The sequence below is a fragment of the Sphingomonas soli NBRC 100801 genome (assembly GCF_001591025.1).
GTDB classification, from domain to species: domain Bacteria; phylum Pseudomonadota; class Alphaproteobacteria; order Sphingomonadales; family Sphingomonadaceae; genus Sphingomonas; species Sphingomonas soli.
This window is the reverse complement of the sequence record NZ_BCTZ01000004.1, coordinates 345,399-367,776: the sequence shown is the minus strand read 5'-3', so window position 1 is coordinate 367,776 and position 22,378 is coordinate 345,399. Positions and strand designations below refer to the sequence as shown.

The following is a 22,378-nucleotide window of genomic DNA, read 5'->3' as shown; positions in this document are numbered from 1 at the left end:
TCGGGGAGTAGCGGGGATGCCGCATTCCGGTCTGGCGACAAATACCCTGGCAGGTGCTGCGCCATTGCGTGTGCTGATCATCGACGATTCGGTCGTTGCGCGATCGGTGCTGGGACGCATGGTGGAAAGCACGCGGCGCTTTGTGGTGGCAGGTGCCTTCAGCGATGTGAGCGCCGCGCTGCGCTGGCTCGAAACCAATCGCGTCGACGCCATCCTGCTCGACATCGAAATGCCTGGGATCGACGGGCTGACCGCGCTTCCCGACATCATGCTCGCGAGCCACGGCGCGAAGGTGATGGTGGTTTCGTCCGCAGCGGATGAGGGTGCCGCGGTGAGCGTACAGGCGCTGGCGCTTGGCGCGGCGGACACGCTGGTGAAGCCCGGCATCGGCGCATTCGGCGGACGTTTTGCCGAAGTGCTGGAAGAGCGGCTTTCCAAGCTGTTCGATGCGCCAACCGATACCCGGCCCAGAATCCCCGCCTCCAACGCGGTGACCCCACCGCGCGATTTCGACCTGGTCGCGGTCGGCGCATCGACGGGCGGCATCCACGCGCTCAGCCAGTTCCTGCGCGCGATCCCGGCGAGCTTCCAGGTGCCGATCCTCGTCACCCAGCATTTGCCGTCCTCGTTCATGGGATATTTCGCGGCGCAGCTCGCGGTGCTGGGCGGACGCCCTTGCGAGGTTGCCGTCGACCATATGCGCATCCGGCCTGGCCGCATCATCGTCGCCCCCGGCGAGGCGCATATGCGTGTGGCGCGCACCTCTGACGGCGCAGCGATCCGGCTGACTCGCGAGAAGGCGCTGAGCGGTTGCATGCCCTCGGTCGATCCCATGTTTGAAAGTGTGGCCGAAGTATTTGGCCGCCGCGCGCTGGGCGTCGTGCTCAGCGGGATGGGACGCGATGGATGCGAAGGGGCGGGAGACATGATCCGCGCAGGCGCGCGCGTGATCGTGCAGGACCAGACAAGCTCCGTCGTCTGGGGCATGCCCGGCGCGATCGCCAATGCGGGCCGGGCCAGCGCGGTGCTGCCCCCCGACGAGATCGGCCAATTGGTTGCAGGGCGGAGGAGCGCAGCATGATGCCGCCGCCCCAATCCACCGCTTCGGCGATGAACATGATCGCCGCGCTGCTGGAGCAACGCTCTGGCCAGCAGATCGCAGCGAACCGCGCATGGCGGATAGAAACAGCGCTCAAGCCGATCCTGCGCGAGCGCGGGTTGGCGAATCTCGACGAATTGGTCGCGCAATTGGTGGCTGCGCGATCGGGGGAGCTGGGGGATCAGGTGGTCGACGCCTTGCTGAACCAGGAAACCAGCTTTTTCCGCGATGCCGCGGTGCTCGATGCGGTGGGCGACGCCGTGCAGGAGATGCGGCACCAGGTTTCCGACCGGCGGCTGCGCATCTGGTCGGCCGGCTGCTCGACAGGACAGGAGCCGCTGAGCCTTGCCATGCTCTTTGCCGAGCGCGGCATGGGCGACGGGTTGTGCGCGCCCGAGATCGTAGCGACAGACCTCTCCCCCGCAGCGCTCGCCCGCGCGCGATCGGGCAAATTCTCCCAGTTCGAGATCCAGCGCGGCCTGCCCGTGCGGCGGATGATGACCTGGTTTGACAGCCAGGGCGGCGATTGGGTCGCGAAGCACGATCTGGTTCGCCGCGTGCAGTTCCGCCAGCATAACCTCACGGCCGATCCGGCGCCTCCGGGCAAATTCGACATCATCCTGTGCCGCAACGTGCTGCTCTATTTCTCGCCCGCGATGCGGCGCACCGTGTTCGACGTGCTTTCCAGCGCGATCCGGCCGGGCGGGCTGCTGGTGCTGGGCGCGGGAGAGACCGTGATCGGGCAGACCGAGCATTTCACCCCGAGCGAGCGCTTTCGCGGCTTCTATCGCGCGGCGATCCCGTCGCTCCATACTTCGCGCGCCGCCGCTGCGGGTTGATCCCGCGCGCCAAGCGGCCATAACGGCGGGGTGAGCGATCTTCCGATCATCGACGCACCGTCCCCCAATTTCAACGAGCGTAAGCTGCCGGTGAGCATGATCGTGCTCCATTATACCGGCATGGAAACCGGCGAGGCCGCGCTTGAGCGCCTACGCGATCCGGCGGCGGAGGTTTCCGCGCATTATCTGGTTGAGGAAGACGGCCGGATCTTCCGCCTGGTCGATGAGGACAAGCGCGCCTGGCATGCGGGCCGCGCGCACTGGCGGGGGATCAAGGACGTCAATTCGGCTTCCGTCGGCATCGAGATCGTCAATCCCGGCCATGACCATGGCTATCGCAATTTCACCGAGGCACAGATGAGCGCGGTGATTCCTTTGGTGGCGGAAATCAAGGAACGCCACGGCATCACGCGCGGAAACGTCGTCGGCCATTCCGACGTCGCGCCTGCGCGCAAGCAGGATCCGGGCGAATTGTTCAACTGGCATGCGCTGGCACGACTGCGGCTGGCGCTGCCGCGACCGACGCGCAACCTGGTCGATCCCGGCTGGCCGGATGCGGGCTTCATGCTGGCGCTGGAGCGGTTCGGCTATGACGTGGAGGACCGCGTGGCTGCGGTCACGGCTTTCCAGCGGCGCTTCCGGCCCGAGATGATCGACGGCGAGATCGACGCCGAATGCCGCTGCCTGTTGCTCGCGCTGCTGCTGCCGAAGCCGCAGGGGGATGATTGATGCGAAGGTCGACGCTCGGAATTTCGATGCTCGGGATTCCGGTGGTAGTCGGCGCAATCTGGCTCCTGCCGCTTGCTATCTCCATTCGCGCGCTTTGGGGAGGCTACATCAACTGCGGCACTGGCTGCCTGCTACCCGGCGACCTTCTCTGGATGGTCGGTGTGCCGTTCCTTGTCCTGACAACCTTGATCGTTTCCAGCATCCTCTATGCCAAGCGGCAGTTTCCGCTTCTTGCACTGATCGCGGCGTGTGGAGCCGGTGTCTTTGCCTGGCCATTTCATTTCGTTGCGTTGACGGGGGGTGTTTAACGCGGGATGGCCAAGAAGCACTATCTCTCAGCCACCTTCGCCGATGGATATGTGAAGACGATCGGGGCGGTCTCCACGCCGTTCACGCATATGTGGCGGATCGTCGCGATCCTCGCCAACGGCAAGACCGAGGTGTTCTGGGGGCACACCAAATCCCTGGCCGAGGCGAAGCGGAAGCGCGCGCCGGCAGAGGAGGGCGCGAAGATGCGCGGCTGGCAGCGATACGACTTCGAGATCGCCGAACTCGTGGCCGACGATCGATAGGGCTTACATTCGCCGCATTTCCCGCTATCTCCGCCGGGCCAGAGGGTTGGGCGGCCGCGTTGCATTTCGGTGCACCGAGGAAAGTCCGGGCTCCACGGAAATACGGTGCCGGGTAACGCCCGGCGGGGGCGACCCCAGGGAAAGTGCCACAGAGAGCAGACCGCCCACTGGTCCTTCGGGATTGAGGGCAAGGGTGAAAGGGTGCGGCAAGAGCGCACCGCGCGACTGGTAACAGAAGCGGCATGGCAAACCCCACCGGGAGCAAAACCGAATAGGGACGGCGCATGAGGGTTTCCGCCTCGCCGTCCGGGTTGGTTGCTTGAGAGGCGGAGCAATCCGTCTCCTAGAGGAATGGCCGCACAGCGCTTTCCAGGTTTTCCTGGCGAGCGTGGACAGAACCCGGCTTACAGACCCTCTGGCACCTTATCGTCATCCCAGCGCAAGCCGGGGAGTCTGTGCATCGCGTGTGCCCTTGCGGTCTGCGATCCCAGCTTTCGCTGGGATGACGCAAGGGGTGGCCTTCTGCGTCGCTCACACCTATTTGCGCCCCTGATATGGCGCGTTCGACACGATCTTCCGACTGGGGCTTTCCACGCTGGCGCGCTTACGGCGCAGAACGCGAGGCGGTGACCGTGCGCATGTGCGACCGGCATGGCTGCAACGAGCCGGGCGACCGGCCCGCGCCCAAATCGCCGAACAGCCCCGAGCGCTGGTATTTCTGCGAGACGCATGCGGGCGAATACAACCGCAACTGGAACTATTTCGAAGGACTGACTGCCGAGGAAGCCGCCGAGCGCGAGGCGCAGGAGCGGCGCGACGCCAGCGGCTATACGGAGAGCAAAGCGAACAGCTGGGCGGGCCCTGGCGACGGCAGCCGTTCGCGCGACGAGATGCGCGCGCTTGAGGTGCTGGAGCTGGAAGTCGATGCCGATTTCGACACGGTGCGGATGGCGTGGCGGCGGCTGGCCAAATCGAACCACCCGGATATTCGCCCCGGCGACGCCGAGGCGGCAAAGCGCTTCCAGGCGATCCAGGCGGCCTATGATGTGCTCAAGGCCGCCGAAGAAGCGCGGACCTGGAAGCCGGACTGAGCTTTGGGGTTTGATCGCGGTGCCAATGCTGACCTGCGTGAGCGACCGCATCCCCCTCCGTCATCCCGGGCTCCACCCCTCGGCACGCGATGGACGTGCGGCTCAGGCGGCGATCCGTGCGGCCTAGTGGACCCCGGCACAGGGCCGGGGTGACGAGGAGGGGCGCGGCGGCGCTCGCAACGCCGCGTCGGAACTGCTTTGAACGGGGACGGCGTCAGTGCCCATCTGTCATCCCGGGCTTGTCCCGGGATCCACCCCTCGGCGCGCGATGGACGTGCGGTTCTAGCGTCAGACCGTGCTGCTCGTTGGACCCCGGCACAAGGCCAGGGTGACGAAGAACGGGCAAAGAAGCGCGCGCGCCGGTTGCTAGCCCGCGTAACGCTCCGCCGTTGCCCGGATCAGCGCGATCATTCCCGGGATCCCATTTGTGCGCTGCTTTGTCAGGAAGCGTTCAAGACCAAGCGGGGCTAGTTCGCGGTCGATGTCGATCGCAAGTATTTCGTTGGGCGACTTATCCTGAACAAGAGATAAGATCGTTGCCACCACACCCTTAGGAAAAGCAGCTTCCGCATCGGCATAAAAGTGGAGGCGACCATCTGGAAGCACGGTGGGATATGTCCAAACCTTCGACGCGCAGCCGCGGACCAGTGTGGCATCGGTTTTCAGCGCTTCGGGCATCGGCTCGAGAGCCTCGCCGATCTCCTTGAGAGCAATTTTCTGCTCAATGCCGTCAAGGAAGGTTAGTTCTTCGGAAATCTCGGCGAAGGTGCGCATGGGGCGTCTATAACGAGGCTCCCCCATAAACCAAACCGTGATGCCGGACTTGTTCCGGCATCCACCGTTCAGCGCGCGATGAGGTTGGAGCCTCTTGCTTTCCGCCAAGCCGCCCGGTGGCCCCCGGAACAAGTCCGGGGTGACAACGGTGCTGTCAGAGGTCCACGCCCGCGGCGATGGCTTCGAGCTTGCGGATGCGCTCCTTGAGGTCCGCCACTTCGATGCGCGAGGCGACCGAAGGGCCGGACTGGCCGGGTTGCGCCTCCGCGATGGCGTGGCGCTCGGTCAGTTCCTGGCGCTTCAGGGCCAGCCAGCCGCGCCACCCGGCGAGGGTCGCTGCGGTGACCATGCCGAGCCCGGCGAGGCCGGATGCGGCGACGGTGATGTAAAGATTGGGATCGTGGGTCACGTCATTCCTCCCTGGTCAGACGTCAGCTTTTGTCGCGCAGCGATTCGATCTCGCGGTCGAGACGGGCGCTGCTGTCATTGGTGTCGGTCACCACCCGCTCGAGGACCTGAACGCGTTCCTTGATGGCGCGCAGTTCCTCCTTGAGCCGGGCATTCTCCGCGGCGATCGCCGGATCGGCGCCCCGCGGCGTGTAGGTCTCGTTGCCCCACTTGTCCTTGTGAATGCCGTACCGCGCCTTCAGCACGCTGCCGATCGTGACGATCACGATAATCGCGACAACCATTTCGAACGGGTTCATTGCACTAAACTCCCTTTGGCGCGCCTCGCGGCGCTAGTTCTGAGCCGCAGCCTGGGCGCTGCGAAGGGCGCGGCGGCGGGGACGGTCCCGGCTCTCTGCGAGGGCAATACCTCCCCCGCACAGTGCCGTCAGCACTGCGAAAAACACGATCATGAATTTATTCCTTAGTTGAGCGGCGCGTCGCGCAGCTGGTCAATTTCTTCCGCGAGGGCGACCCCGCGATCGGTGATGATCCTTTCCAGGACCTGGACCCGTTGTTCGAGCCGTTCGGTCTGGGCGGCATATTGGGCGGCCTTTTCGGCGACCATCGTCGCTTCGATCTCCATCTTGCGCTGCTGCATCGCGAGCCAGGGCTTGAAGAAGACCCCTCCGAAGATCGCGAGGATCCCGCAGGAGATGCCGAGGATCGGGATGAGGATCGGGGAAATCATTGGTTTGTTCCTCTCGTTTCGTTCTTCAGCGCAGCGCGTCGATTTCGCGGGCGGTGCGCTCGGCCGGATCGGTGGCGATCCGTTCTAGCACTGCGATCCGCTCCTCGAGCCGCGAGATCTGGCCGGTGAGCCGCTCATTCTCGCTTGCGAGCAGGCCGATCTTGCGTTCGGCTTCCGGGTCGTTCTTCGGCGTAGTGCCGCTCCATTCATTCTCGAGCGCATAGCCGTGCTTCGCACGGATCCAGTTGTTCACCACCCAGCCAATCGTCGAAATTGCGACCAAGGCGAGTATGAAGACCATAACTTCGTCGTTCATGTCCTTCCTCCCTCTTTGGCCTGCGCCTTAGCGCAGGCTGTCGATTTCGTCGGCGAGGCGCGTGTTGCGGCTCGTATAGTACATCTCGATGTCGGCAAGCCGGCGATCGATGTCGCGGAACTTCGAGCGGACCTCGCTGGTGGTGCGCTTCGGATTGCTGCGCACGCCCTGCCAGAATTTCTGCTCTTCCGGGCCTTCATAGAGGCCGGCGGGCTTGTTCGGAGCGAGCCAGGCGATCAGCAGATAGCCCAGGATCACCGTGCCGCTGGTCGAGAGGGCGAGTACGACCATGCCGACACGCAGCCAGATCGCTTCGATCCCGGTGTAATCGGCGAGACCCGAGCAGACGCCCATGATCTTGCCATTCTGCTTGTCCAGGTAGAATTTGGTGCGGCTCGACATTTCAGTTCCTCCTCGAAACGTCATATTCGGCTTCGGTGCGCTCGGGGCGCAGCGGGCGGAAATCGGGGTTGTCGGCGGCAATGATGCGTTCGACGGTGATCAGGCGCTCTTCAAGCTGACGGGCGACATAGTGGAGCTCATCCAGGAGCTTCTCGTCTTCCCCGGTGATCGTCCCGATCTGCTTCCACTTGGTGACGTAGTGGAAGACCAGCCAGGGCAACCCGATGAAGATCGATCCGATCGCGATGATCGGGATGAAGATTTCCTCCATCGCTTATTCTCCCTTGCCGACGCGTGCCTTCAGCGCCGCCAGTTCGGCCTCAACCTTGTCGTTCGACTTGAGCTCGGCGATTTCCTCTTCGAGCGTCTTGGGGATCGAGCCCAGGCCGGCTGCTTCGGCACGGCCTTCGGCGAAATCCACCCGGCGTTCGAGGACGTCGAAGCGCGAGAAGGCGTCCTGCATCTTCGAGCCGTTGGTCATCTCGCGGAGCCGCGTCCGATTGTTGGCGCTCTCCAGGCGGGCGACCACCGAATTCTGGCGGGTGCGGGCTTCGCGCAGCTTGGTCTGCAGCTTGGTGATGTCCTCTTCCGAAGCCTTGAGCGCTTCGTCGAGCACCGCGATCTCAGCCGTCAACTGCTCGCACATATCGGCAGCCTTCTGCTTCTCGACCAAAGCGGCCTTGGCCAGGTCCTCGCGGCCCTTGCTCAGCGCCAGCTCGGCCTTTTCCGTCCAGCTCGACTGAAGCCCTTCCAGCTTCGAGATGTGCCGACGCATTTCCTTCTGGTCGGCGATCGTGCGGGCCGCGGAAGCGCGGACTTCGACGAGGGTTTCCTCCATCTCGAGGATGATCATGCGGATCATCTTGGCGGGGTCTTCCGCCTTATCCAGCAGATCGGTGACGTTCGCGGCGATGATGTCGCGGGTTCGAGAGAAGATACCCATAATCAAATACTCCTTCGGGATGGGGGCCGGGAGGGGCTAGGGGGACACCCTCCCGGCGGTGCCGCATGCCGGGGCAGGCAAGCGGCAGACTTCGTTATGCGACCAGCGGCGCCGAGACCGTGCCTGCGACCAGCAGCACGCTGCTGAGCAGGGCGAACGAGACGGCGAGGAAGGCATTGCGGAAGTTGTTGTTGGCATAAGTCATATTGAATTCCCTGAACCTTGGCTTGTTTCGTTGGCCCTTGATCGGGCTTGCCTGATACTCAGCACAAGCCGTGCCAATTTCCAGAAATGGCGGTTTTCAGCCATTTTCGCCATTCATATGGGGTTCAGGCGCATTTTATAACTTGCCAATAGTTAGGAAAATTCGCCAAGGGTTCGGCATGGAGCGCACAACCCACGTTATCGGCCAATCGGCGCCGTTTCTTGACGCGCTGGAGCGCGCCAGCCGCGCGGCGCAACTCGATCGCCCGGTGCTCGTGATCGGAGAGCGCGGGACCGGCAAGGAACTGGTTGCGGAGCGCCTGCATCGCCTCTCGCCGCGCTGGGATCAGCCCCTCGTGGTGATGAACTGCGCTGCTTTGCCCGAGACGCTGATCGAGGCGGAATTGTTCGGGCATGAAGCGGGTGCGTTTACCGGCGCGACAAAGGCGCGGGCAGGGCGCTTCGAAGAGGCGCATCGCGGCACGCTGTTTCTCGACGAACTGGGCACGCTTTCCATGGGCGCGCAGGAAAGGCTGCTGCGCGCGGTGGAATATGGCGAGATCCACCGTATCGGTTCGTCGCGCCCTGTACGGGTGGATGTACGCATCGTGGCGGCGACCAACGAGCATCTGCCCGAGAGGGTGGAGAAGGGCACGTTTCGCGCCGATCTGCTCGACCGGCTGAGCTTCGAGGTGGTCACGCTGCCGCCGCTCCGGCACCGCAAGGGCGATGTGCAGGTGCTTGCGGACTTTTACGGCCGACGCATGGCTTCCGAGATCGGGATGCAGGACTGGCCCGGCTGGGGGCCGAACGCGCTCGACACGCTGGAGAATTACAGCTGGCCGGGCAATGTGCGCGAACTGCGCAACGTGGTGGAGCGCGCCGTGTATCGCTGGGAGCATGACGGACCGGTGGACGCGATCGAGATCGACCCGTTCGATTCACCCTTCCGCCCGCGCGCCGCGGTGGCGGGGAGCGCGGCACCCGCGCCGGCTCCTGCCGCATCCGCTGCGATCGAGCCGACCCCTGCGCCCGCGCCCGGGCTGGACGGCGGTACGGATTTCAAGACGCGGGTAAACCGCTTTGAGCGCGAATTGCTCTCGCGCGCGCTGGCCGAGAACCGGTTCAACCAGCGATCGACCGCCGAGGCGCTGGGCCTGAGCTATGATCAGCTGCGCCACGCGCTCAAGCGCCACGATCTGCTGGGGGCAACTGGCTAGGAATCAGGCTTATAAGCCCGCCTTGAAGCCGGCCGGGCTCTTTAGCCCCGCTCGACCTATCCTTTAGGTCAAGACGACCGCTGCCTATATGGAGCCTGTCGAAAATGGCAGGTCGGTATCTGGTGAGCCCCGGCCACCGTTCCTCGGAACGGTTGTTCCAGCCCTTTGCGGGGTCGCGGACCATGACGGAAGCGAGCGTTTTAGCCCGCCCGTCGTTGCTGCGCCTTTTCGGCTCGATGCATCGCCGTGTCGGCTGAGCGCCTCTGTCAACCACGTGCCTTGGCACGGAGACGAGGAACCCGTCATGTTCACCGACTACCTAAAATATCTCCCCCTGCTCTCGATGTGTGGATGGATCGCGATGTTCGCATCCAAGCACAAAAGCCTGTTTCTGGGCGATTGCATGGGCCTGCTTTACCATCTGGCGCTCATGCCGGCGGTCGTTCTTCTCCCAGGCAGCGCCGAAATAAAGTTCGCCGGATACCTCTGGCTGTTCTGCGATGCGATGATCGACATGGCCTCGATCAACGGTGCCGGGCACGAAAACACCTGGATTGCACGGATGTGCGTCCATCTTCTGGCATCGATCTGGATAGTCGGCGCTTCCCTGGGAATGTCAGGCGCGGCCTGCTTCATCGGGGTTCCGCTGGGCATGGGCCTGTTCCTGCACGCCCTGCTCGGGCCGCGTATCGCCAATACCAAGCAGGTTCTGGGCGCGTTCGTCGTCCCCGGCATGATCGCCTGGTTGCTCTCTGTCGCCTATTGGCTGGGGGCTTTCCCCGCGATGTTGCCCGGCGGGATATGATCGATCTGCCTTTGCTTCGCGGGCGGACGATGGTCGCCCGCGAAGTCTATCGAACAGGCAATGGTGCTCAATGCATGTTGGTCATCGCCAGCAGCATCGGGATCGACAACATCACGTTCAGGCGCGAGGCCATCATCGCGGTTTTGGCCGCCTTCGCCTTGGTCGCGTCGTCCGCTTCGACCAGGCCGAGAGCTTTCTTCTGGTTCGGCCAGATCACGAACCACACATTCGCCGCCATGATGAGCGCGAGCCACATGCCAATGCCGATGAGTTGATAGCCGGGCTGCAGGGCCAGGCCCTGATGCAGTTCGTCATACAGCCAGGCGAGGATCGCCCCCGTGATCACCGTGAGCAACGCGGCCCAGCGGAAGAAGAACAGCGCCTTGGGCGCGATGAACTTGGAAACGCCTGGCTTCAGCTCGGCGGGGATCGACGGCATGGTCGGGATCTGCACAAAGTTGAAATAGTAAAGCAGGCCGATCCAGACGATGCCGAAAAAGACGTGAAGCCACTGGAAGATGTGATTGGCGTCGAGCGTCACATATTCGGAGTAAAACGGCGAGAAGATCATCCCCAGCGCCAGCACGAAGCCGACCGCCAGCACCGCGTGCAGATTGCCGAAAAACTTGTCCATAAACCTCTCCCCTGGATTGCCCCGCCGGCCGCTTGCCCCGCCAGTCTGGATAGCGCGCAGTTTATGATCGGAATTTTCGTTTGTCACACGCAATGAAATTTGTGGGACGGCGGGGCGTTTTAGGGTTTAGGCGCGGAGCGCAAGCCCGGCCGGCGCGTTGGGCTGCCAAATTCAACATCACGGAGTAACCGCCATGGCTTTCGAACTTCCCCCGCTTCCTTATGCCAAGGACGCGCTTGCGCCGCACATCTCGGCCGAGACGCTCGAATTCCATCATGGCAAGCATCACAAGGCCTATGTCGACAAGACCAACGGCTTCGTCACCGAAAAGGGTCTGGAAGGGCGCAAGCTGAGCGAGGTCATCCTCCACGCCAAGGAAACCGGCGACAAGGCGCTGTTCAACAATTCGGCCCAGATCTGGAACCACACTTTCTATTGGCACAGCCTGAGCCCCAAAAAGCAGACCCCTTCGGGCAAGCTGGCCGAGCTGATCGAGGAGAGTTTCGGCACGACCGAGGAGCTGGTGAAGCAGCTGGTCGCGGAATCGGTCGGCCACTTCTCCAATGGCTGGGGCTGGCTGGTGCTCGACGGCGGCAAGCTGAAGGTGACGTCGCTGCACGACGCCGACACGCCGGTCGCCTATGAAGGCATGGTCCCGTTGCTGACGATCGACGTGTGGGAGCACGCTTACTATATCGATTATCGCAATGCGCGCCCCGGCTATCTCGAAGCGGTTACCGCGAACCTGATCAACTGGGATTTCGCCGCCCAGAACCTTGACGGCCAGGGCGTAAGCCGCGCCGATCAGGGCAGCTGATTGCTTTTTCCCTCTCCCATCCGGGAGAGGGAATTACCCTTCCGGCGGAATCGGCGCGTCTTCGGGCTTGTCGAGCTGGAGACCGTGCTTGAGCAGCATCGGGATGTTGAGCATCGCGAACACCAAAGTCATCGGGATCACCGCCCAGGTCTTGAACGTCACCCACTGATCCCAGCTCAGCATCTGGCGCATCACTTCGTTGAGGATCGCCATCGCGGTGAAGAACAGCGCCCAGTTGATCGTCAGCAGCCGCCAGCCCTTGGCCGAAAGGCCGGGATAGGCGGTCTGGAGCAGGGTCTGGAGGAGCGGTTTGTCGGCCACCAAACCGTACCCCAGGATGATCGCGAACATCGCATAGACGATCGTCGGCTTCATCTGGATGAAGGTCTGATCGTGGAAATAGAGCGTAAGCCCGCCGAACACGAGGACGAGCGCGCCCGAGATCCACAGCATCGGCGAGATGTGGCGCGTCTTCCACCAGCTCAGCGCCATCGTGGCACCCATCGCCACCATGAAGGCGGCAGTGGCGGCGAAGATGCGCTCCAACTGCGCGCCTGGGGCGAAGCTGTTGACCGCGAAGAAGACGGCGAGCGGGCCGAAATCGATCAGCATGCGCAGGCCGGGCGAAGCGGCGGGTTTGGTATCAGCGGCCATTGGTAAGCTCTTCCACGCCAGCGATGATCCGCGCAACCTCGTTCGCGTCGAACGGGCGGAGATCGTCGACTTTCTCGCCCACGCCGATCGCATGGATCGGCAGGCCATACTTCTGGGCGGCAGCGACGAGCACGCCGCCGCGCGCGGTGCCGTCTAGCTTGGTCATGGCCAGGCCGGTTACGCCTGCGACTTCCTTGAACACCTCGATCTGCGACAGGGCGTTCTGCCCGGTGGTCGCGTCGAGGACGAGCACCACGTCATGCGGACTGGCGGGATTGAGGCGGCCCAGCACGCGGCGGATCTTGGCCAGCTCGTCCATCAGTTCGCGCTTGTTCTGGAGGCGGCCTGCGGTGTCGACGATCAGAACGTCGATGCCCTTTTCCGTCGCCTGCTTCACCGCTTCGAACACGATTCCTGCAGCGTCGCCGCCCTCGGGGCCGGTGACAATCGGCACGCCAATCCGCTCCGCCCATGTCTTGAGCTGGCCGATCGCTGCGGCGCGGAACGTGTCGCCCGCCGCCAGCATCACGCCATAATCCTGCTCGATCAGCAGATTGGCGAGCTTGGCGATGGTGGTGGTCTTGCCGCTGCCGTTGACGCCGATGACGAGGATCACCTGCGGGCGCGGAAAGGCTTCGATCTCCAGCTTCTTGCTGACGGGTTCGAGAACCTTGGCGATCTCCTCCGCGACTATCAGCCGGATGCCCAATTCCTCAAGATTGCGCTCGACCTGCGCTTCCTCAAGCCGGTTCCGAATGCGCGCGGCGGTCGCGGGGCCGAGATCGGAGGCGATCAGCGCCTCTTCGATATCGTCGAGCTGCTGCGCATCGAGGCGGGCGAGGCCAAGCCCCGCCAGATTGCCGACGATCCGGTCGGTCGTCTTCCTGAAGCCGCCGAGCAGGCGTTCGTGCCAGGAGGGGCCGCTCATGCGATCAGCTTTCCATCGTGCACGGCGTCGATCTTCACGCTCACAATATCTCCGACTTGGGCTTGGGGCAGGCGCACCTCGGCGAAATTGCCGGCGTGGCCGCTGGTTCCGGGCCGCTCTACCAGCACTTGCTGGGTGCTGCCTATCAGGCTTTGCAGCCATGTGCTGCGCGATTGTGCCGCGGCGGTGCGCAGCCGGGCTGCGCGCTCCTTGATCGTCGCCGCGTGCACCTGCGGCATCTTCGCGGCGGGCGTGCCGCTGCGCGGGCTGTAGGGGAAGATATGGCCGTGGACGATCTGCGCGTCGGCGATCAGGGCGAGGGTGTTGGCGAACATTTCATCGGTCTCGGTCGGGAAGCCGGCGATCAGATCCGCGCCGATCGCGATCTCGGGCCGGGCCGCCTTGAGCCGCTCGACAAGTGCCACGCTTTCAGCGCGGCTGTGGCGGCGCTTCATCCGCTTGAGGATCATGTCGTCGCCCGCCTGGAGCGAGAGATGGACATGCGGCTGGATGCGGGGCTCCTCGGTCAGCAGCGCGAAGAGCCGGCCGTCGATTTCGATACCGTCTAGCGAGGAGAGGCGCAGGCGCCTGAGGGCAGGGACGTGCGACAGGATCCGCTCGACCAGCGCGCCAAGGCTCGGCGATCCGGGCAAGTCGGGGCCGTAGCTGGTCAGGTCGACGCCCGTCAGCACCACCTCGGCATGGCTCTCGGCCAGCATCGCGATCCGCTCGATCAGCGCGCCTGCTGGCACCGAGCGGCTGTTTCCCCGGCCGTACGGGATCGTGCAGAAGGTGCAGCGATGGTCGCAGCCATTCTGCACTTCGACGAATGCGCGGGCATGGGTGGAAAAGCTCGCGGCGAGATGCGGCGCGGTTTCGCGCACGCCCATGATGTCCTGCACCTGTACCGGTTCGCTCGATCCCCAGGCGAAGGCGCTGAGCTTTTCGGCGTTGCCGATCACCCGGCTGACTTCGGGCATGGCGGCGAACGATGCGGGGTCGATCTGCGCCGCGCACCCTGTCACCACCAGTTCCGCATCGGGCCGTTCGCGGAGCGCGCGGCGGATCGCCTTGCGCGTTTGCTTGACGGCCTCGTTGGTCACCGCGCAAGAGTTGACCACGATCGTGTCGCGCTCGCCGAGCAGCGCGCGGATCGTTTCGCTCTCGGCGATGTTCAGCCGGCAGCCGAGACTGATGATATGAGGGGACGGCATTGGCCGACGATCTAGGGATGCAGGGAAAGGATGTCCACGCGAAGGCGCGCGAGGTGGTGGGCTTCTGGTATGCGCTGACGCCCGAACAGCATTTCGCCAAGTCCGATCGGCTGGATCAAGAAATCGGCCGACGCTTCGGCGCGCTGCGCGACGAGTTGCTGGCGAGCAAGGCGGAAGGATGGCGCGGCGAGCCCGAGACGATGCTGGCGGCGATCATCGCGCTCGACCAGTTCAGCCGGAATATCCATCGCGGGACGGCGGAGGCCTTTGCTGCCGACGGGCTCGCGCTGGAGTTGACGTTGGAGGCGCTAGACAAGGGCTGGGACGCAGGGATGACCGCCGAGCAAAAGCGGTTTCTCTACATGCCGCTGATGCATGCCGAGGACCCAGCGATGCAGGACCTGTGCATCGACAAGTTCGAAGCGCTCGGTGACAGGCTGTCGCTGGACTTTGCGCACCAGCACGCCGGCGTGATTATCCGGTTCGGGCGTTTCCCGTCGCGAAACGCGGCCCTGGGACGCGAATCGACCGAGCTTGAGAGGGAGTATCTGGCGCTGCCGGATGCGGGGTGGTGAGCGACTTCCGCCCGGCGCGTCGTCCGTAAGCCCTGCGTTCAGCCCGCCTGGCGCTGCGGCTCGGCGGGTGCGGCGGTTTCGCGCTCCAGCGCGGCCTGCGACTGGACCAGCAGACGCCGCTCGGCCAGCAGACGGCGGATGCCCGTGACCGACATCGGACGGCCATAGAGCCAGCCCTGCGACTTGGCGCAGCCGAGCGCGCGCAGGCGCTCCTCGATCTCGGGGGTCTCAACGCCTTCGGCCGTGATCGGCAGGTTCAGGCTTTCGCCCAGGCCGACGATCGCGTTGACGATCGCCGCCGAATCCGGATTCTCGATCAGCGAAATGACGAAGCTCTTGTCGATCTTGATCCGGTCGAACGGCAGCGCGCGGAGGTGCGCGAGCGACGAATAGCCGGTGCCGAAATCGTCGAGTGCGAGGCGTACGCCCTGATTTTTGAGGCTGCCGACGATCGATTGCGCGAGCGCCAGATTGTCGAACAGCGAGCTTTCAGTGATCTCGACTTCCAGGCGGTTGGCCGGGAATCCCGTTTCAGTCAGCACCTTGATGATCTTCTGTGCAAGCCACGCGTCCCGCAGCTGCCAGGGCGAAATGTTGATCGAGAGGCTGAGCGACGGATCCCAATCGCGCGCGGCCAGGAAGGACTGGCGCATGATCGAGAGCGAAAGATCCGCGATCATCCCCGTTTCTTCCGCGATCGGGATGAACGATTCGGGGCTGATCAACCCGCGAACCGGATGCTCCCAGCGCGCCAGAACCTCGAAGCCGTGAAGCCGGCCGGTCGAAAGATCGACCTGCTGCTCGAAATAGGGAACGATCTCGCCGCGCGGAATGGCCGTGCGCAGGCCGCTTTCGAGCTCGTTGCGGACCTGAAGCTCGCGTTCCATCGAATGATCGAACCAGGCGTAGCGATTGCGGCCCGATTTCTTGGCTGCATACATCGCGATATCGGCCGAGCGCATCAGCGCATCGATGCTCCCGCAATCAAAATCTGACCGGGCGACGCCGAGCGAACAGGAGATGTGGAGCCGAAGGCCCTCCGCCTCGAACGGCTGGGCCATGCGGCTGACCAGCTTCTCCGCGATGCGTTCGACAAAACCCGGCTCGGCGGGATCGAACAGGAAACCACATGAGAATTCGTCGCCCCCCAGCCGCGCGGTCAGCGCGATCGGGGGCATGATGGCCGCTATCTCCGCGGCGACGGCGCGAAGCAATGCATCGCCCACTGCGTGGCCATGCATGTCGTTCACCGTCTTGAAGTGGTCGAGATCGAGCATCAGCATCGCCATGGCCTTGCGGCGGCGCGTAGCGCGGACGAACATCGCCGCGCCTTCCTCCGAGATCGAGCGGCGATTGAGGAAACCGGTGAGCGGATCGCGCGCCGCAAGGGCCTGGGCGCGCTCCTCCGCCGCAGCGCGAATCTGGACTTCCTGGCTGAGCGCGGCATGGCGCCGCCAGCCGAAGAGGATCAGCGCGACATTGAGAAGCAGCGCGATGACGAGAGTGCGATCGGCCGGCTCACCACCTTCGAAATAATGCTGGAGGGTCTTGGACAGAACCGAGCTGCCCGTTCCCACGAACAGGAGGATCGCCGCCACGGCGATGGCACCGGACAACAGGCTGGCCTGCGGCTTGCGGTTTTCTGCCCGAGATTCGTCCTCGTGATCCAGCGACATGCCGGGATACACTCCCCCTTGATCGACGGGAGGGCTTGCCACGTCGAGGGTATAGATCAGGTTAAACCCTGACATATTTGGGGGAGGCCGTGCGCGGGGGAGCGAGCGGTTGCGTTTCGCGCCGGCCCCGTCTATGTGGCCAGCCATCCGTTCCAAGGAACGCGAGACGCATCAGCGCCCACGGGTGCAGGCCGGCCGACGAGGTTTCGTCCGCCGGCTCGCTTTGCGTTTGGCGTAACTGGCGCGAAAACTGGAGTGATTTGGGCCCTATGTTCGAGAGTTTGAGCGATCGGTTAGGCGGCGTTTTCGAGCGCCTGCGGGGCCGTGGCGCGCTCTCCGAAACCGATGTGCGCACCGCGATGCGCGAGGTCCGGATCGCGTTGCTGGAGGCCGATGTCGCGCTTCCGGTGGCGCGAGACTTCGTCGAGAAGGTGACGGAGCAGGCGGTCGGCCAGAACGTGCTGCGCTCGGTCACGCCGGGTCAGCAGGTCGTCAAGATCGTCCATGACGCGCTGGTCGAAATGCTTGGCTCGGATACGTCCGAGCTGCAGATCGGCGTTACGCCGCCGGCCGTTATCATGCTCGTCGGTCTTCAGGGCTCGGGCAAGACGACGACGACCGCGAAGCTTGCCAAGCTCCTGAAGAAGGACGGCAAGAAGGTGATGATGGCGTCGCTCGACGTCAATCGCCCCGCCGCGCAGGAGCAGTTGGCGGTTCTCGGCACGCAGACCGAGGTGACCACGCTGCCGATCGTCGCCGGTCAGCAGCCGGTGGAAATCGCGCGGCGCGCGATGAATTCAGCGAAGCTGCAAGGCTTCGATGTGCTGATGCTCGATACTGCGGGCCGCCTGCACGTCGATCAGGCGCTGATGGACGAGATGAAGTCGGTGGCGGAAATCGCCAACCCGGCAGAAATCCTGCTCATCGTCGATAGCCTGACCGGCCAGGACGCGGTCAACGTCGCAAGCAGCTTCTCGGAGCAAGTGCCGCTTACCGGGGTGATCCTCACCCGCATGGACGGCGATGCGCGCGGTGGTGCCGCGCTGTCGATGCGCGCGGTCACCGGCAAGCCGATCAAGTTCGCGGGCATGGGCGAGAAGCTCGACCAGATCGAATCGTTCCACCCGAAGCGTGTCGCGGGCCGCATCCTGGGCATGGGGGACGTGGTCTCGCTGGTCGAGAAGGCCGCCGAGGCGATCGACGCCGAGGAAGCCGAGCGCATGCAGGCGCGGCTCTCCAAGGGCCAGTTCGACATGAACGATCTGCGCGGCCAGCTTGCCCAGATGCGCAAGATGGGCGGCATCGGAGCGCTGGCGGGGATGATCCCCGGCATGAAGAAGGCGCAGGCCGCGATGAATGCGAGCGGGATGGACGATCGTATCCTGATCCGCATGGACGCGATGATCACCTCGATGACGCCCAAGGAGCGTGCCAAGCCCGAGCTGCTCAATGCCAAGCGCAAGATCCGCGTGGCAAAGGGCTCGGGCGTGACGGTTCAGGACGTCAACAAGCTGCTCAAGATGCACCAGGAAATGCAGACCGCGATGAAGCGGCTGAAGAAGATGGGCGGCCTGAAGGGGATGCTGGGCATGCTGGGCAAGGGCGGCCCGGGTGGCGGCATGGCCGGGCTCGGCAACGCGCTGGGCGGCAAGGACATGGGCGAGATGATGGGCAAGATGGGCGGCAATCTGCCCGGCCTGCCCGGTGGGCCGAACCTGCCGCCCGGTTTCGAAGATTTGCTGAAGAAGAAATAGCCCGAACCGTCACCCCGGCGAAAGCAGGGGTCTCATGCGGCAAGGGCGCGGACGACAACCAAAAGCCCCGGCTTTCGCCGGGGTGACGATTTGAAAAGAAGGAATATCAAATGGCTCTCTCTATGCGTCTTTCGCGCGGCGGTTCGAAGAAGCGCCCCTATTACCGGATCGTGATCGCTGATGCCCGCGCGCCCCGCGACGGCAAGTTCATCGAGAAGATCGGCACCTACAACCCGCTCCTCGCCAAGGATTCGGCCGATCGCCTGAAGCTCGACACCGAGCGCGCCGCGCACTGGCTCAAGATGGGCGCGCAGCCGACCGATCGCGTCGCTCGCTTTCTCGACGTGCTTGGCGTCAAGGAGCGCGCTGCCAAGAACAACCCGAAAAAGGGTGAGCCGGGCGACAAGGCCAAGGAGCGTGCAGAAGAGCGCGCCGAGAAGCTGAAGGCAGCCGAGGAAGCCGCCGCCGAAGCAGCAGCCGCACCTGCAGTCGAAGAAGCCCCGGCCGCAGAAGAAGCCCCGGCTGCTGAAGTCGCAGCTGAGGAAGCTCCGGCTGCCGACGCTGCCGAGGAAAAGGCTGAGGGCTGATCCTTTGGCCATTGACCGCCCCGTCACGCTTGCCGTCGTCATTGGTGCGCACGGTGTGACGGGCGAGGTCCGCTTGAAGGTCTTTGCCGAAGACCTGTCCGCGCATCGCTCGTTCAACGGCGGTGCGCTGACGCTCAAATCGGTGCGTCCCGGCAATAATGGCGCGATCGCGCGCTTTGCCGAAGTGACCGACCGCAACGCGGCCGAAGCGATGCGCGGCACCGAACTGACGGTGCCGCGCTCCTCGCTGCCTCCCCTTGGGGACGGCGAATATTATCATGTCGATCTGCTGGGCCTGCCTGCTGTCTCCTCGGAAGGAGAGGCGCTGGGGAAGGTGATCGCGATCGACAATTACGGTGCCGGCGACGTGCTCGAGATCGAGCGTCCGGGCGAAGACGACAAGCCGGGTAAGCGCTTCATGGTGCCGATGAACCCGCATGCCGTCCCCGAATGGGGTGCCGAGAGTCTCGTAATCGCGGCTGATTTCGTCGAATGAGCCGCATCGCGGTTCTTTCTGACATTCACGGCAATCTGGCCGCGCTGAAAGCAGTTGTGGCGGATGCCGAGGGGCAGGGCTGCACGCAGTTTCTGAACCTTGGCGACATCCTTTCGGGCCCGCTCTGGCCTGCCGAAACCGCCGATTTCCTGATGGCTCGGGGATGGCCTACTATCGCGGGCAATCACGAACGCCAGGTGCTGACCCTCCCGCCCGAGCGCACGGGCCCGAGCGACGCCTTTGCGCGGGAGTGTTTGAGCGAAGCGCATATCGCCTGGGTCGCGTCGCTGCCTGAAACGCTGTCATTGCCGGGCATGCTGCTGGTCCACGGCACGCCGCGATCGGATGTCGAGCATTTCCTTGAAACGGTGGATCCCGGGGGCATCCGCCATGCGACCGAGGCCGAGATCGCGGAACGGCTGGGTGACGCCGCGGTGCCGCTAACGCTGTGCGGGCATACCCATGTCGTGCGGCAGGTCCGGCTGGCCGATGGAAGGTTGGTGGCGAATGCGGGCAGTGTCGGCCTCCAGGCGTTCGACGACGATCATCTGCATCCCTATCGCGTGGAGAATGGCGATCCCCGCGCACGCTACCTGATCGTCGAATTTGGCGCGGTGACGATCCACACCGTCGGCTATGACTATGAGGCCGCTGCGGCCAAGGCTGCGCGCGAAGGGCGCGAGGATTGGGCAGTGGCGCTGCGCACCGGGCGAATGACCGCTTGATATAACCACTCGGTTATTATAACTGATTGGTTATGGATGAGTCGCTGGACCTGAAATTCGCCGCTTTGGCCGATCCCACCCGCCGTGCGATCCTGGCGCGGCTGGCCAAGGGGGATGCGCCTGTATCCGAGCTGTCCGCGCCCTTCGCGATGAGCCAGCCGGCGATCTCCAAGCATCTGCGCGTTCTGGAACGTGCCGGATTGATCGAGGCCAGCCGCTCGGCGCAGGCGCGTCCGCGCCGCCTGAAGCGGGAGGCGATCGCCGAGCCCGCCAAATGGCTGGAAATGCTGGGCGGTGACTGGGACGCGAAGTTCGACAGGCTCGACGCCTATCTCGCGAAACTCAATGGAGCGAAGACCGATGACTGACGCCCGCATTACGCCCGTATTCATGATCCAGCGGCACTTTGCCGCGCCGATCGAACGTGTGTTCGATGCCTGGGCCGATCCGGTGCAGATGGAGCAATGGTCGGGGCCAACGGGCTCCAAGGTCACCGTGTTGAGTGGTGGGGTGGGGCCGGGCGAGAACCTGCATTCGCATTTCCGCGCCGCCGATGGCGCCGAAATGCACAATCTCGTGCGCTACCGGGAAGTCAACCGCCCGCACCGGCTGGTGTACGACCAGAGCTTTGCCGATGCCCAGGGCAACATCGTCAAGGCACCGTTCTTCGATGTCTGGCCACATGTAATGCGCACCGATGTGGATTTCGTGGAGGAGGAGGGTGGCACGCGGGTGACGCTGCGCTGGACGCCGGTGGATGCCACGCCCGAGGAAGAAGCGATGTTCGCCAGCATGATGGAATCGATGACCGGCGGCTGGAGCGGCAGCTTCGACAAGCTGGACGAATTCCTGGCGGGCTAGCGCCGCAGGGGCTTTTGCGCGTCGAGCATGTTCCGGATCGCGGTGGCCGCGACGCCAGCCTCGCCCATTGCGTGGCTGATCTGGTCGAGCCCCTTCGCAACGTCTCCCGCCGCGAACAGCCCGGGGATCGAGGTGCGCTGGTGGGCATCGACCTCGAGGCAGCCATCGTCCGCCGCGCGAGCGCCCGCCTGCACCGCGAGTTGCGAGCGGATGCGCGAGCCAAGAGCAGGGTAGATCGTATCGAACGATAGCCTCCCCTCGACGGTGTCGAGTGCGATGCGGTTTCCCTCGATCGCATAATTGCCGCACGGCCCATCGACGCGGCGGATGCCGCCCGCGTCGAGATCGCCGGCATGGGGCTGATCGATGTCGTGCCCGGCATCGGGCGCGATCAGCGTGATGTCCGCGCTGAAGCCGCGCAGGAACAGGGCCTCGCGTGCGCCGTGCGCGCCGGTGCCGATCACGCCGATGCCCTTGTCGGTCACTTCATAGCCGTCGCAGATCGGGCAGTAGCGCAGGAATCCACGCGCCAGTGCTTCATCATGGACCGCGCTGGGCATTTCGGGTCGGTTGTTGACCACGCCGGTCGCGAGCAGAACCGCGCGGGCGCCGATCTCCCGGTCGCCGATGCGCACGCCGAAGCCGTCCTCGATCACGCGCAGGCCCGTCACTTCCGCCTGTTCGCGCGTGGCACCGTATTTCTCCGCTTGTTCCAGCATCCGGGCGAGCAGATCCTTGCCGGAAATGCCGTCGGGATAGCCGGCGTGATTGTGGGTGCGCGGGATCAGTGCCGCTCGACTGTCTCCTGCGTCGAACAGGCGGATCGAGAGATGGAAGCGCGCGAGGTAGATCGCGGCGGTGAGGCCGGCGGGTCCGCCCCCGATGATGATGCAATCGTCCATATCGTGCGCAACTGTGCGGCGCGGGCGCGGGTTCCGTTGGCGGGCAGCTGCGCCTATGGCTGCGCGATGCACGCGGCGGCGCCCCTTTATCTGCTCGATGCCAATATCTGCATCCGCATCCTGCGCGATCCGGACTGCCGCGTCGCGTATCGCGTGCGCAATTCCGGCGATCCCGTCGCCATTTCAACGATCGTGCTGGCCGAGATCGCGCGGGGCGACACCGAAAAGCTGCCCGCTCAGATCGCCATTCTGCCTTTCGATGCCGCCGCTGCCGCCGCCTTTCTGCGGGCGGCAAGGGCGCGCGGCGTGTTCGATCGGCTGATCGCCGCGCATGCACTGGCGCTTGGCGCCACGCTGATTACCCATAATGTCCGCGATTTCCGGGAGGTGCCCGGTCTTCGCATCGAGGATTGGACCGCCTAG

General features: G+C 64.3%; 31 protein-coding genes and 1 other RNA gene. 18 read left to right on the top strand and 14 right to left on the bottom strand.

Going from position 1 to position 22,378, the window contains the following annotated elements:
* The first annotated feature begins 16 nt into the window (after positions 1 to 16).
* The 7 genes from cheB to SSO01S_RS05305 all read left to right on the top strand — a co-directional run bounded on the left by cheB (position 17) and on the right by SSO01S_RS05305 (position 4,330).
* A complete protein-coding gene (gene cheB / locus SSO01S_RS05335; RefSeq protein WP_066796232.1) occupies positions 17 to 1,081 on the top strand; it encodes a chemotaxis-specific protein-glutamate methyltransferase CheB in 1,065 nt (354 codons plus the stop codon).
* A complete protein-coding gene (locus SSO01S_RS05330) occupies positions 1,078 to 1,938 on the top strand; it encodes a CheR family methyltransferase (protein WP_245646592.1) in 861 nt (286 codons plus the stop codon). The genes cheB and SSO01S_RS05330 overlap by 4 nt, the downstream gene beginning before the upstream one ends.
* 30 nt (positions 1,939 to 1,968) lie before the next feature.
* On the top strand, positions 1,969 to 2,667 hold the full coding sequence (locus SSO01S_RS05325; RefSeq protein WP_066796229.1) for an N-acetylmuramoyl-L-alanine amidase: 699 nt from the start codon (positions 1,969 to 1,971) through the stop codon (positions 2,665 to 2,667).
* Complete coding sequence (locus SSO01S_RS05320; RefSeq protein ID WP_157073649.1) at positions 2,667 to 2,975, top strand: hypothetical protein; 309 nt, start codon at positions 2,667 to 2,669, stop codon at positions 2,973 to 2,975. The genes SSO01S_RS05325 and SSO01S_RS05320 overlap by 1 nt, the downstream gene beginning before the upstream one ends.
* A gap of 6 nt (positions 2,976 to 2,981) precedes the next feature.
* The gene (locus SSO01S_RS05315) at positions 2,982 to 3,239 is read left to right on the top strand and encodes a hypothetical protein (protein ID WP_066796223.1); all 258 of its coding nucleotides are present in this window, start codon (positions 2,982 to 2,984) and stop codon (positions 3,237 to 3,239) included.
* 38 nt (positions 3,240 to 3,277) lie between these two features.
* Positions 3,278 to 3,662, top strand: an RNA gene (rnpB, locus tag SSO01S_RS05310) — RNase P RNA component class A.
* 131 nt (positions 3,663 to 3,793) lie between these two features.
* Positions 3,794 to 4,330 carry a J domain-containing protein gene (locus SSO01S_RS05305; RefSeq protein ID WP_066796221.1) on the top strand — a complete coding sequence of 179 codons (537 nt, stop codon included), beginning with the start codon at positions 3,794 to 3,796 and terminating at the stop codon, positions 4,328 to 4,330.
* Positions 4,331 to 4,696: 366 nt separating this feature from the next.
* Here the strand turns inward: SSO01S_RS05305 and SSO01S_RS05300 are convergent, their stop codons facing one another.
* From SSO01S_RS05300 to pspA, 8 genes are all read right to left on the bottom strand, one after another.
* Positions 4,697 to 5,104, bottom strand: a complete 408-nt coding sequence (locus SSO01S_RS05300; RefSeq protein WP_066796219.1) for a SufE family protein — start codon at positions 5,102 to 5,104, stop codon at positions 4,697 to 4,699.
* 154 nt (positions 5,105 to 5,258) lie between these two features.
* On the bottom strand, positions 5,259 to 5,453 hold the full coding sequence (locus SSO01S_RS05295) for a hypothetical protein (protein WP_066796370.1): 195 nt from the start codon (positions 5,451 to 5,453) through the stop codon (positions 5,259 to 5,261).
* 82 nt (positions 5,454 to 5,535) lie between these two features.
* The gene (locus tag SSO01S_RS05290) at positions 5,536 to 5,811 is read right to left on the bottom strand and encodes a hypothetical protein (RefSeq protein ID WP_066796211.1); all 276 of its coding nucleotides are present in this window, start codon (positions 5,809 to 5,811) and stop codon (positions 5,536 to 5,538) included.
* Between the two features lie 164 nt (positions 5,812 to 5,975).
* Positions 5,976 to 6,242, bottom strand: coding sequence for a hypothetical protein (locus SSO01S_RS05285; protein WP_157073648.1), 267 nt, complete (start codon positions 6,240 to 6,242; stop codon positions 5,976 to 5,978).
* A 25-nt stretch (positions 6,243 to 6,267) separates the two neighbouring features.
* Positions 6,268 to 6,558, bottom strand: a complete 291-nt coding sequence (locus SSO01S_RS05280) for a hypothetical protein (RefSeq protein WP_066796207.1) — start codon at positions 6,556 to 6,558, stop codon at positions 6,268 to 6,270.
* A 27-nt stretch (positions 6,559 to 6,585) separates the two neighbouring features.
* Positions 6,586 to 6,960 carry an envelope stress response membrane protein PspC gene (gene pspC, locus SSO01S_RS05275; protein ID WP_066796204.1) on the bottom strand — a complete coding sequence of 125 codons (375 nt, stop codon included), beginning with the start codon at positions 6,958 to 6,960 and terminating at the stop codon, positions 6,586 to 6,588.
* A 1-nt stretch (position 6,961) separates the two neighbouring features.
* Positions 6,962 to 7,231, bottom strand: coding sequence for an envelope stress response membrane protein PspB (gene pspB / locus SSO01S_RS05270; protein WP_066796201.1), 270 nt, complete (start codon positions 7,229 to 7,231; stop codon positions 6,962 to 6,964).
* A 3-nt stretch (positions 7,232 to 7,234) separates the two neighbouring features.
* Entirely contained in the window at positions 7,235 to 7,903 is a 669-nt protein-coding gene (gene pspA / locus SSO01S_RS05265) for a phage shock protein PspA (RefSeq protein WP_066796198.1), read from the bottom strand.
* 383 nt (positions 7,904 to 8,286) lie between these two features.
* Between pspA and pspF the strand changes: the two genes are divergently transcribed.
* Positions 8,287 to 9,327: a phage shock protein operon transcriptional activator gene (gene pspF / locus SSO01S_RS05260; protein WP_066796195.1), complete on the top strand. Its 1,041-nt coding sequence runs from the start codon at positions 8,287 to 8,289 to the stop codon at positions 9,325 to 9,327.
* A 304-nt stretch (positions 9,328 to 9,631) separates the two neighbouring features.
* Complete coding sequence (locus SSO01S_RS05255; protein ID WP_066796192.1) at positions 9,632 to 10,132, top strand: hypothetical protein; 501 nt, start codon at positions 9,632 to 9,634, stop codon at positions 10,130 to 10,132.
* A 67-nt stretch (positions 10,133 to 10,199) separates the two neighbouring features.
* Here the strand turns inward: SSO01S_RS05255 and SSO01S_RS05250 are convergent, their stop codons facing one another.
* On the bottom strand, positions 10,200 to 10,766 hold the full coding sequence (locus SSO01S_RS05250) for a urate hydroxylase PuuD (RefSeq protein ID WP_066796190.1): 567 nt from the start codon (positions 10,764 to 10,766) through the stop codon (positions 10,200 to 10,202).
* Positions 10,767 to 10,959: 193 nt separating this feature from the next.
* Here SSO01S_RS05250 and SSO01S_RS05245 point away from each other — a divergent pair, with 193 nt between their 5' ends.
* On the top strand, positions 10,960 to 11,583 hold the full coding sequence (locus tag SSO01S_RS05245) for a superoxide dismutase (protein ID WP_066796187.1): 624 nt from the start codon (positions 10,960 to 10,962) through the stop codon (positions 11,581 to 11,583).
* Positions 11,584 to 11,616: 33 nt separating this feature from the next.
* Here the strand turns inward: SSO01S_RS05245 and SSO01S_RS05240 are convergent, their stop codons facing one another.
* From SSO01S_RS05240 to mtaB, 3 genes are read right to left on the bottom strand one after another with little or no spacing between them, the layout of a single operon-like run.
* Positions 11,617 to 12,237: a septation protein A gene (locus SSO01S_RS05240; RefSeq protein WP_066796184.1), complete on the bottom strand. Its 621-nt coding sequence runs from the start codon at positions 12,235 to 12,237 to the stop codon at positions 11,617 to 11,619.
* The gene (gene ftsY, locus SSO01S_RS05235) at positions 12,227 to 13,165 is read right to left on the bottom strand and encodes a signal recognition particle-docking protein FtsY (RefSeq protein WP_066796181.1); all 939 of its coding nucleotides are present in this window, start codon (positions 13,163 to 13,165) and stop codon (positions 12,227 to 12,229) included. The genes SSO01S_RS05240 and ftsY overlap by 11 nt, the downstream gene beginning before the upstream one ends.
* Entirely contained in the window at positions 13,162 to 14,379 is a 1,218-nt protein-coding gene (mtaB, locus tag SSO01S_RS05230) for a tRNA (N(6)-L-threonylcarbamoyladenosine(37)-C(2))-methylthiotransferase MtaB (protein ID WP_066796178.1), read from the bottom strand. Before mtaB ends, ftsY begins: the two co-directional genes overlap by 4 nt.
* Between mtaB and SSO01S_RS05225 the strand changes: the two genes are divergently transcribed.
* Positions 14,379 to 14,954, top strand: a complete 576-nt coding sequence (locus SSO01S_RS05225; RefSeq protein ID WP_245646591.1) for a DUF924 family protein — start codon at positions 14,379 to 14,381, stop codon at positions 14,952 to 14,954. The two genes, mtaB and SSO01S_RS05225, sit on opposite strands and share 1 nt — an antisense overlap.
* A gap of 38 nt (positions 14,955 to 14,992) precedes the next feature.
* Here the strand turns inward: SSO01S_RS05225 and SSO01S_RS05220 are convergent, their stop codons facing one another.
* Positions 14,993 to 16,630 carry a putative bifunctional diguanylate cyclase/phosphodiesterase gene (locus SSO01S_RS05220; RefSeq protein WP_066796172.1) on the bottom strand — a complete coding sequence of 546 codons (1,638 nt, stop codon included), beginning with the start codon at positions 16,628 to 16,630 and terminating at the stop codon, positions 14,993 to 14,995.
* 269 nt (positions 16,631 to 16,899) lie between these two features.
* On the opposite strand from SSO01S_RS05220, the gene ffh reads away from it, so the two are divergent.
* The 6 genes from ffh to SSO01S_RS05190 all read left to right on the top strand — a co-directional run bounded on the left by ffh (position 16,900) and on the right by SSO01S_RS05190 (position 21,053).
* Complete coding sequence (ffh, locus tag SSO01S_RS05215) at positions 16,900 to 18,384, top strand: signal recognition particle protein (protein WP_066796169.1); 1,485 nt, start codon at positions 16,900 to 16,902, stop codon at positions 18,382 to 18,384.
* Between the two features lie 110 nt (positions 18,385 to 18,494).
* Positions 18,495 to 18,971, top strand: coding sequence for a 30S ribosomal protein S16 (gene rpsP / locus SSO01S_RS05210; RefSeq protein ID WP_066796166.1), 477 nt, complete (start codon positions 18,495 to 18,497; stop codon positions 18,969 to 18,971).
* A gap of 4 nt (positions 18,972 to 18,975) precedes the next feature.
* Positions 18,976 to 19,467, top strand: a complete 492-nt coding sequence (gene rimM / locus SSO01S_RS05205) for a ribosome maturation factor RimM (RefSeq protein ID WP_083942851.1) — start codon at positions 18,976 to 18,978, stop codon at positions 19,465 to 19,467.
* Positions 19,464 to 20,192, top strand: a complete 729-nt coding sequence (locus SSO01S_RS05200) for a metallophosphoesterase family protein (RefSeq protein WP_066796163.1) — start codon at positions 19,464 to 19,466, stop codon at positions 20,190 to 20,192. The genes rimM and SSO01S_RS05200 overlap by 4 nt, the downstream gene beginning before the upstream one ends.
* A gap of 32 nt (positions 20,193 to 20,224) precedes the next feature.
* On the top strand, positions 20,225 to 20,560 hold the full coding sequence (locus SSO01S_RS05195) for an ArsR/SmtB family transcription factor (protein WP_066796161.1): 336 nt from the start codon (positions 20,225 to 20,227) through the stop codon (positions 20,558 to 20,560).
* Complete coding sequence (locus SSO01S_RS05190) at positions 20,553 to 21,053, top strand: SRPBCC family protein (RefSeq protein WP_169798318.1); 501 nt, start codon at positions 20,553 to 20,555, stop codon at positions 21,051 to 21,053. Before SSO01S_RS05195 ends, SSO01S_RS05190 begins: the two co-directional genes overlap by 8 nt.
* On the opposite strand, the gene SSO01S_RS05185 is transcribed toward SSO01S_RS05190, so the two are convergent.
* Positions 21,050 to 21,955: an NAD(P)/FAD-dependent oxidoreductase gene (locus SSO01S_RS05185; protein WP_066796157.1), complete on the bottom strand. Its 906-nt coding sequence runs from the start codon at positions 21,953 to 21,955 to the stop codon at positions 21,050 to 21,052. The genes SSO01S_RS05190 and SSO01S_RS05185 overlap by 4 nt on opposite strands.
* 36 nt (positions 21,956 to 21,991) lie before the next feature.
* Between SSO01S_RS05185 and SSO01S_RS05180 the strand changes: the two genes are divergently transcribed.
* Positions 21,992 to 22,378, top strand: a complete 387-nt coding sequence (locus SSO01S_RS05180) for a PIN domain-containing protein (protein ID WP_245646590.1) — start codon at positions 21,992 to 21,994, stop codon at positions 22,376 to 22,378.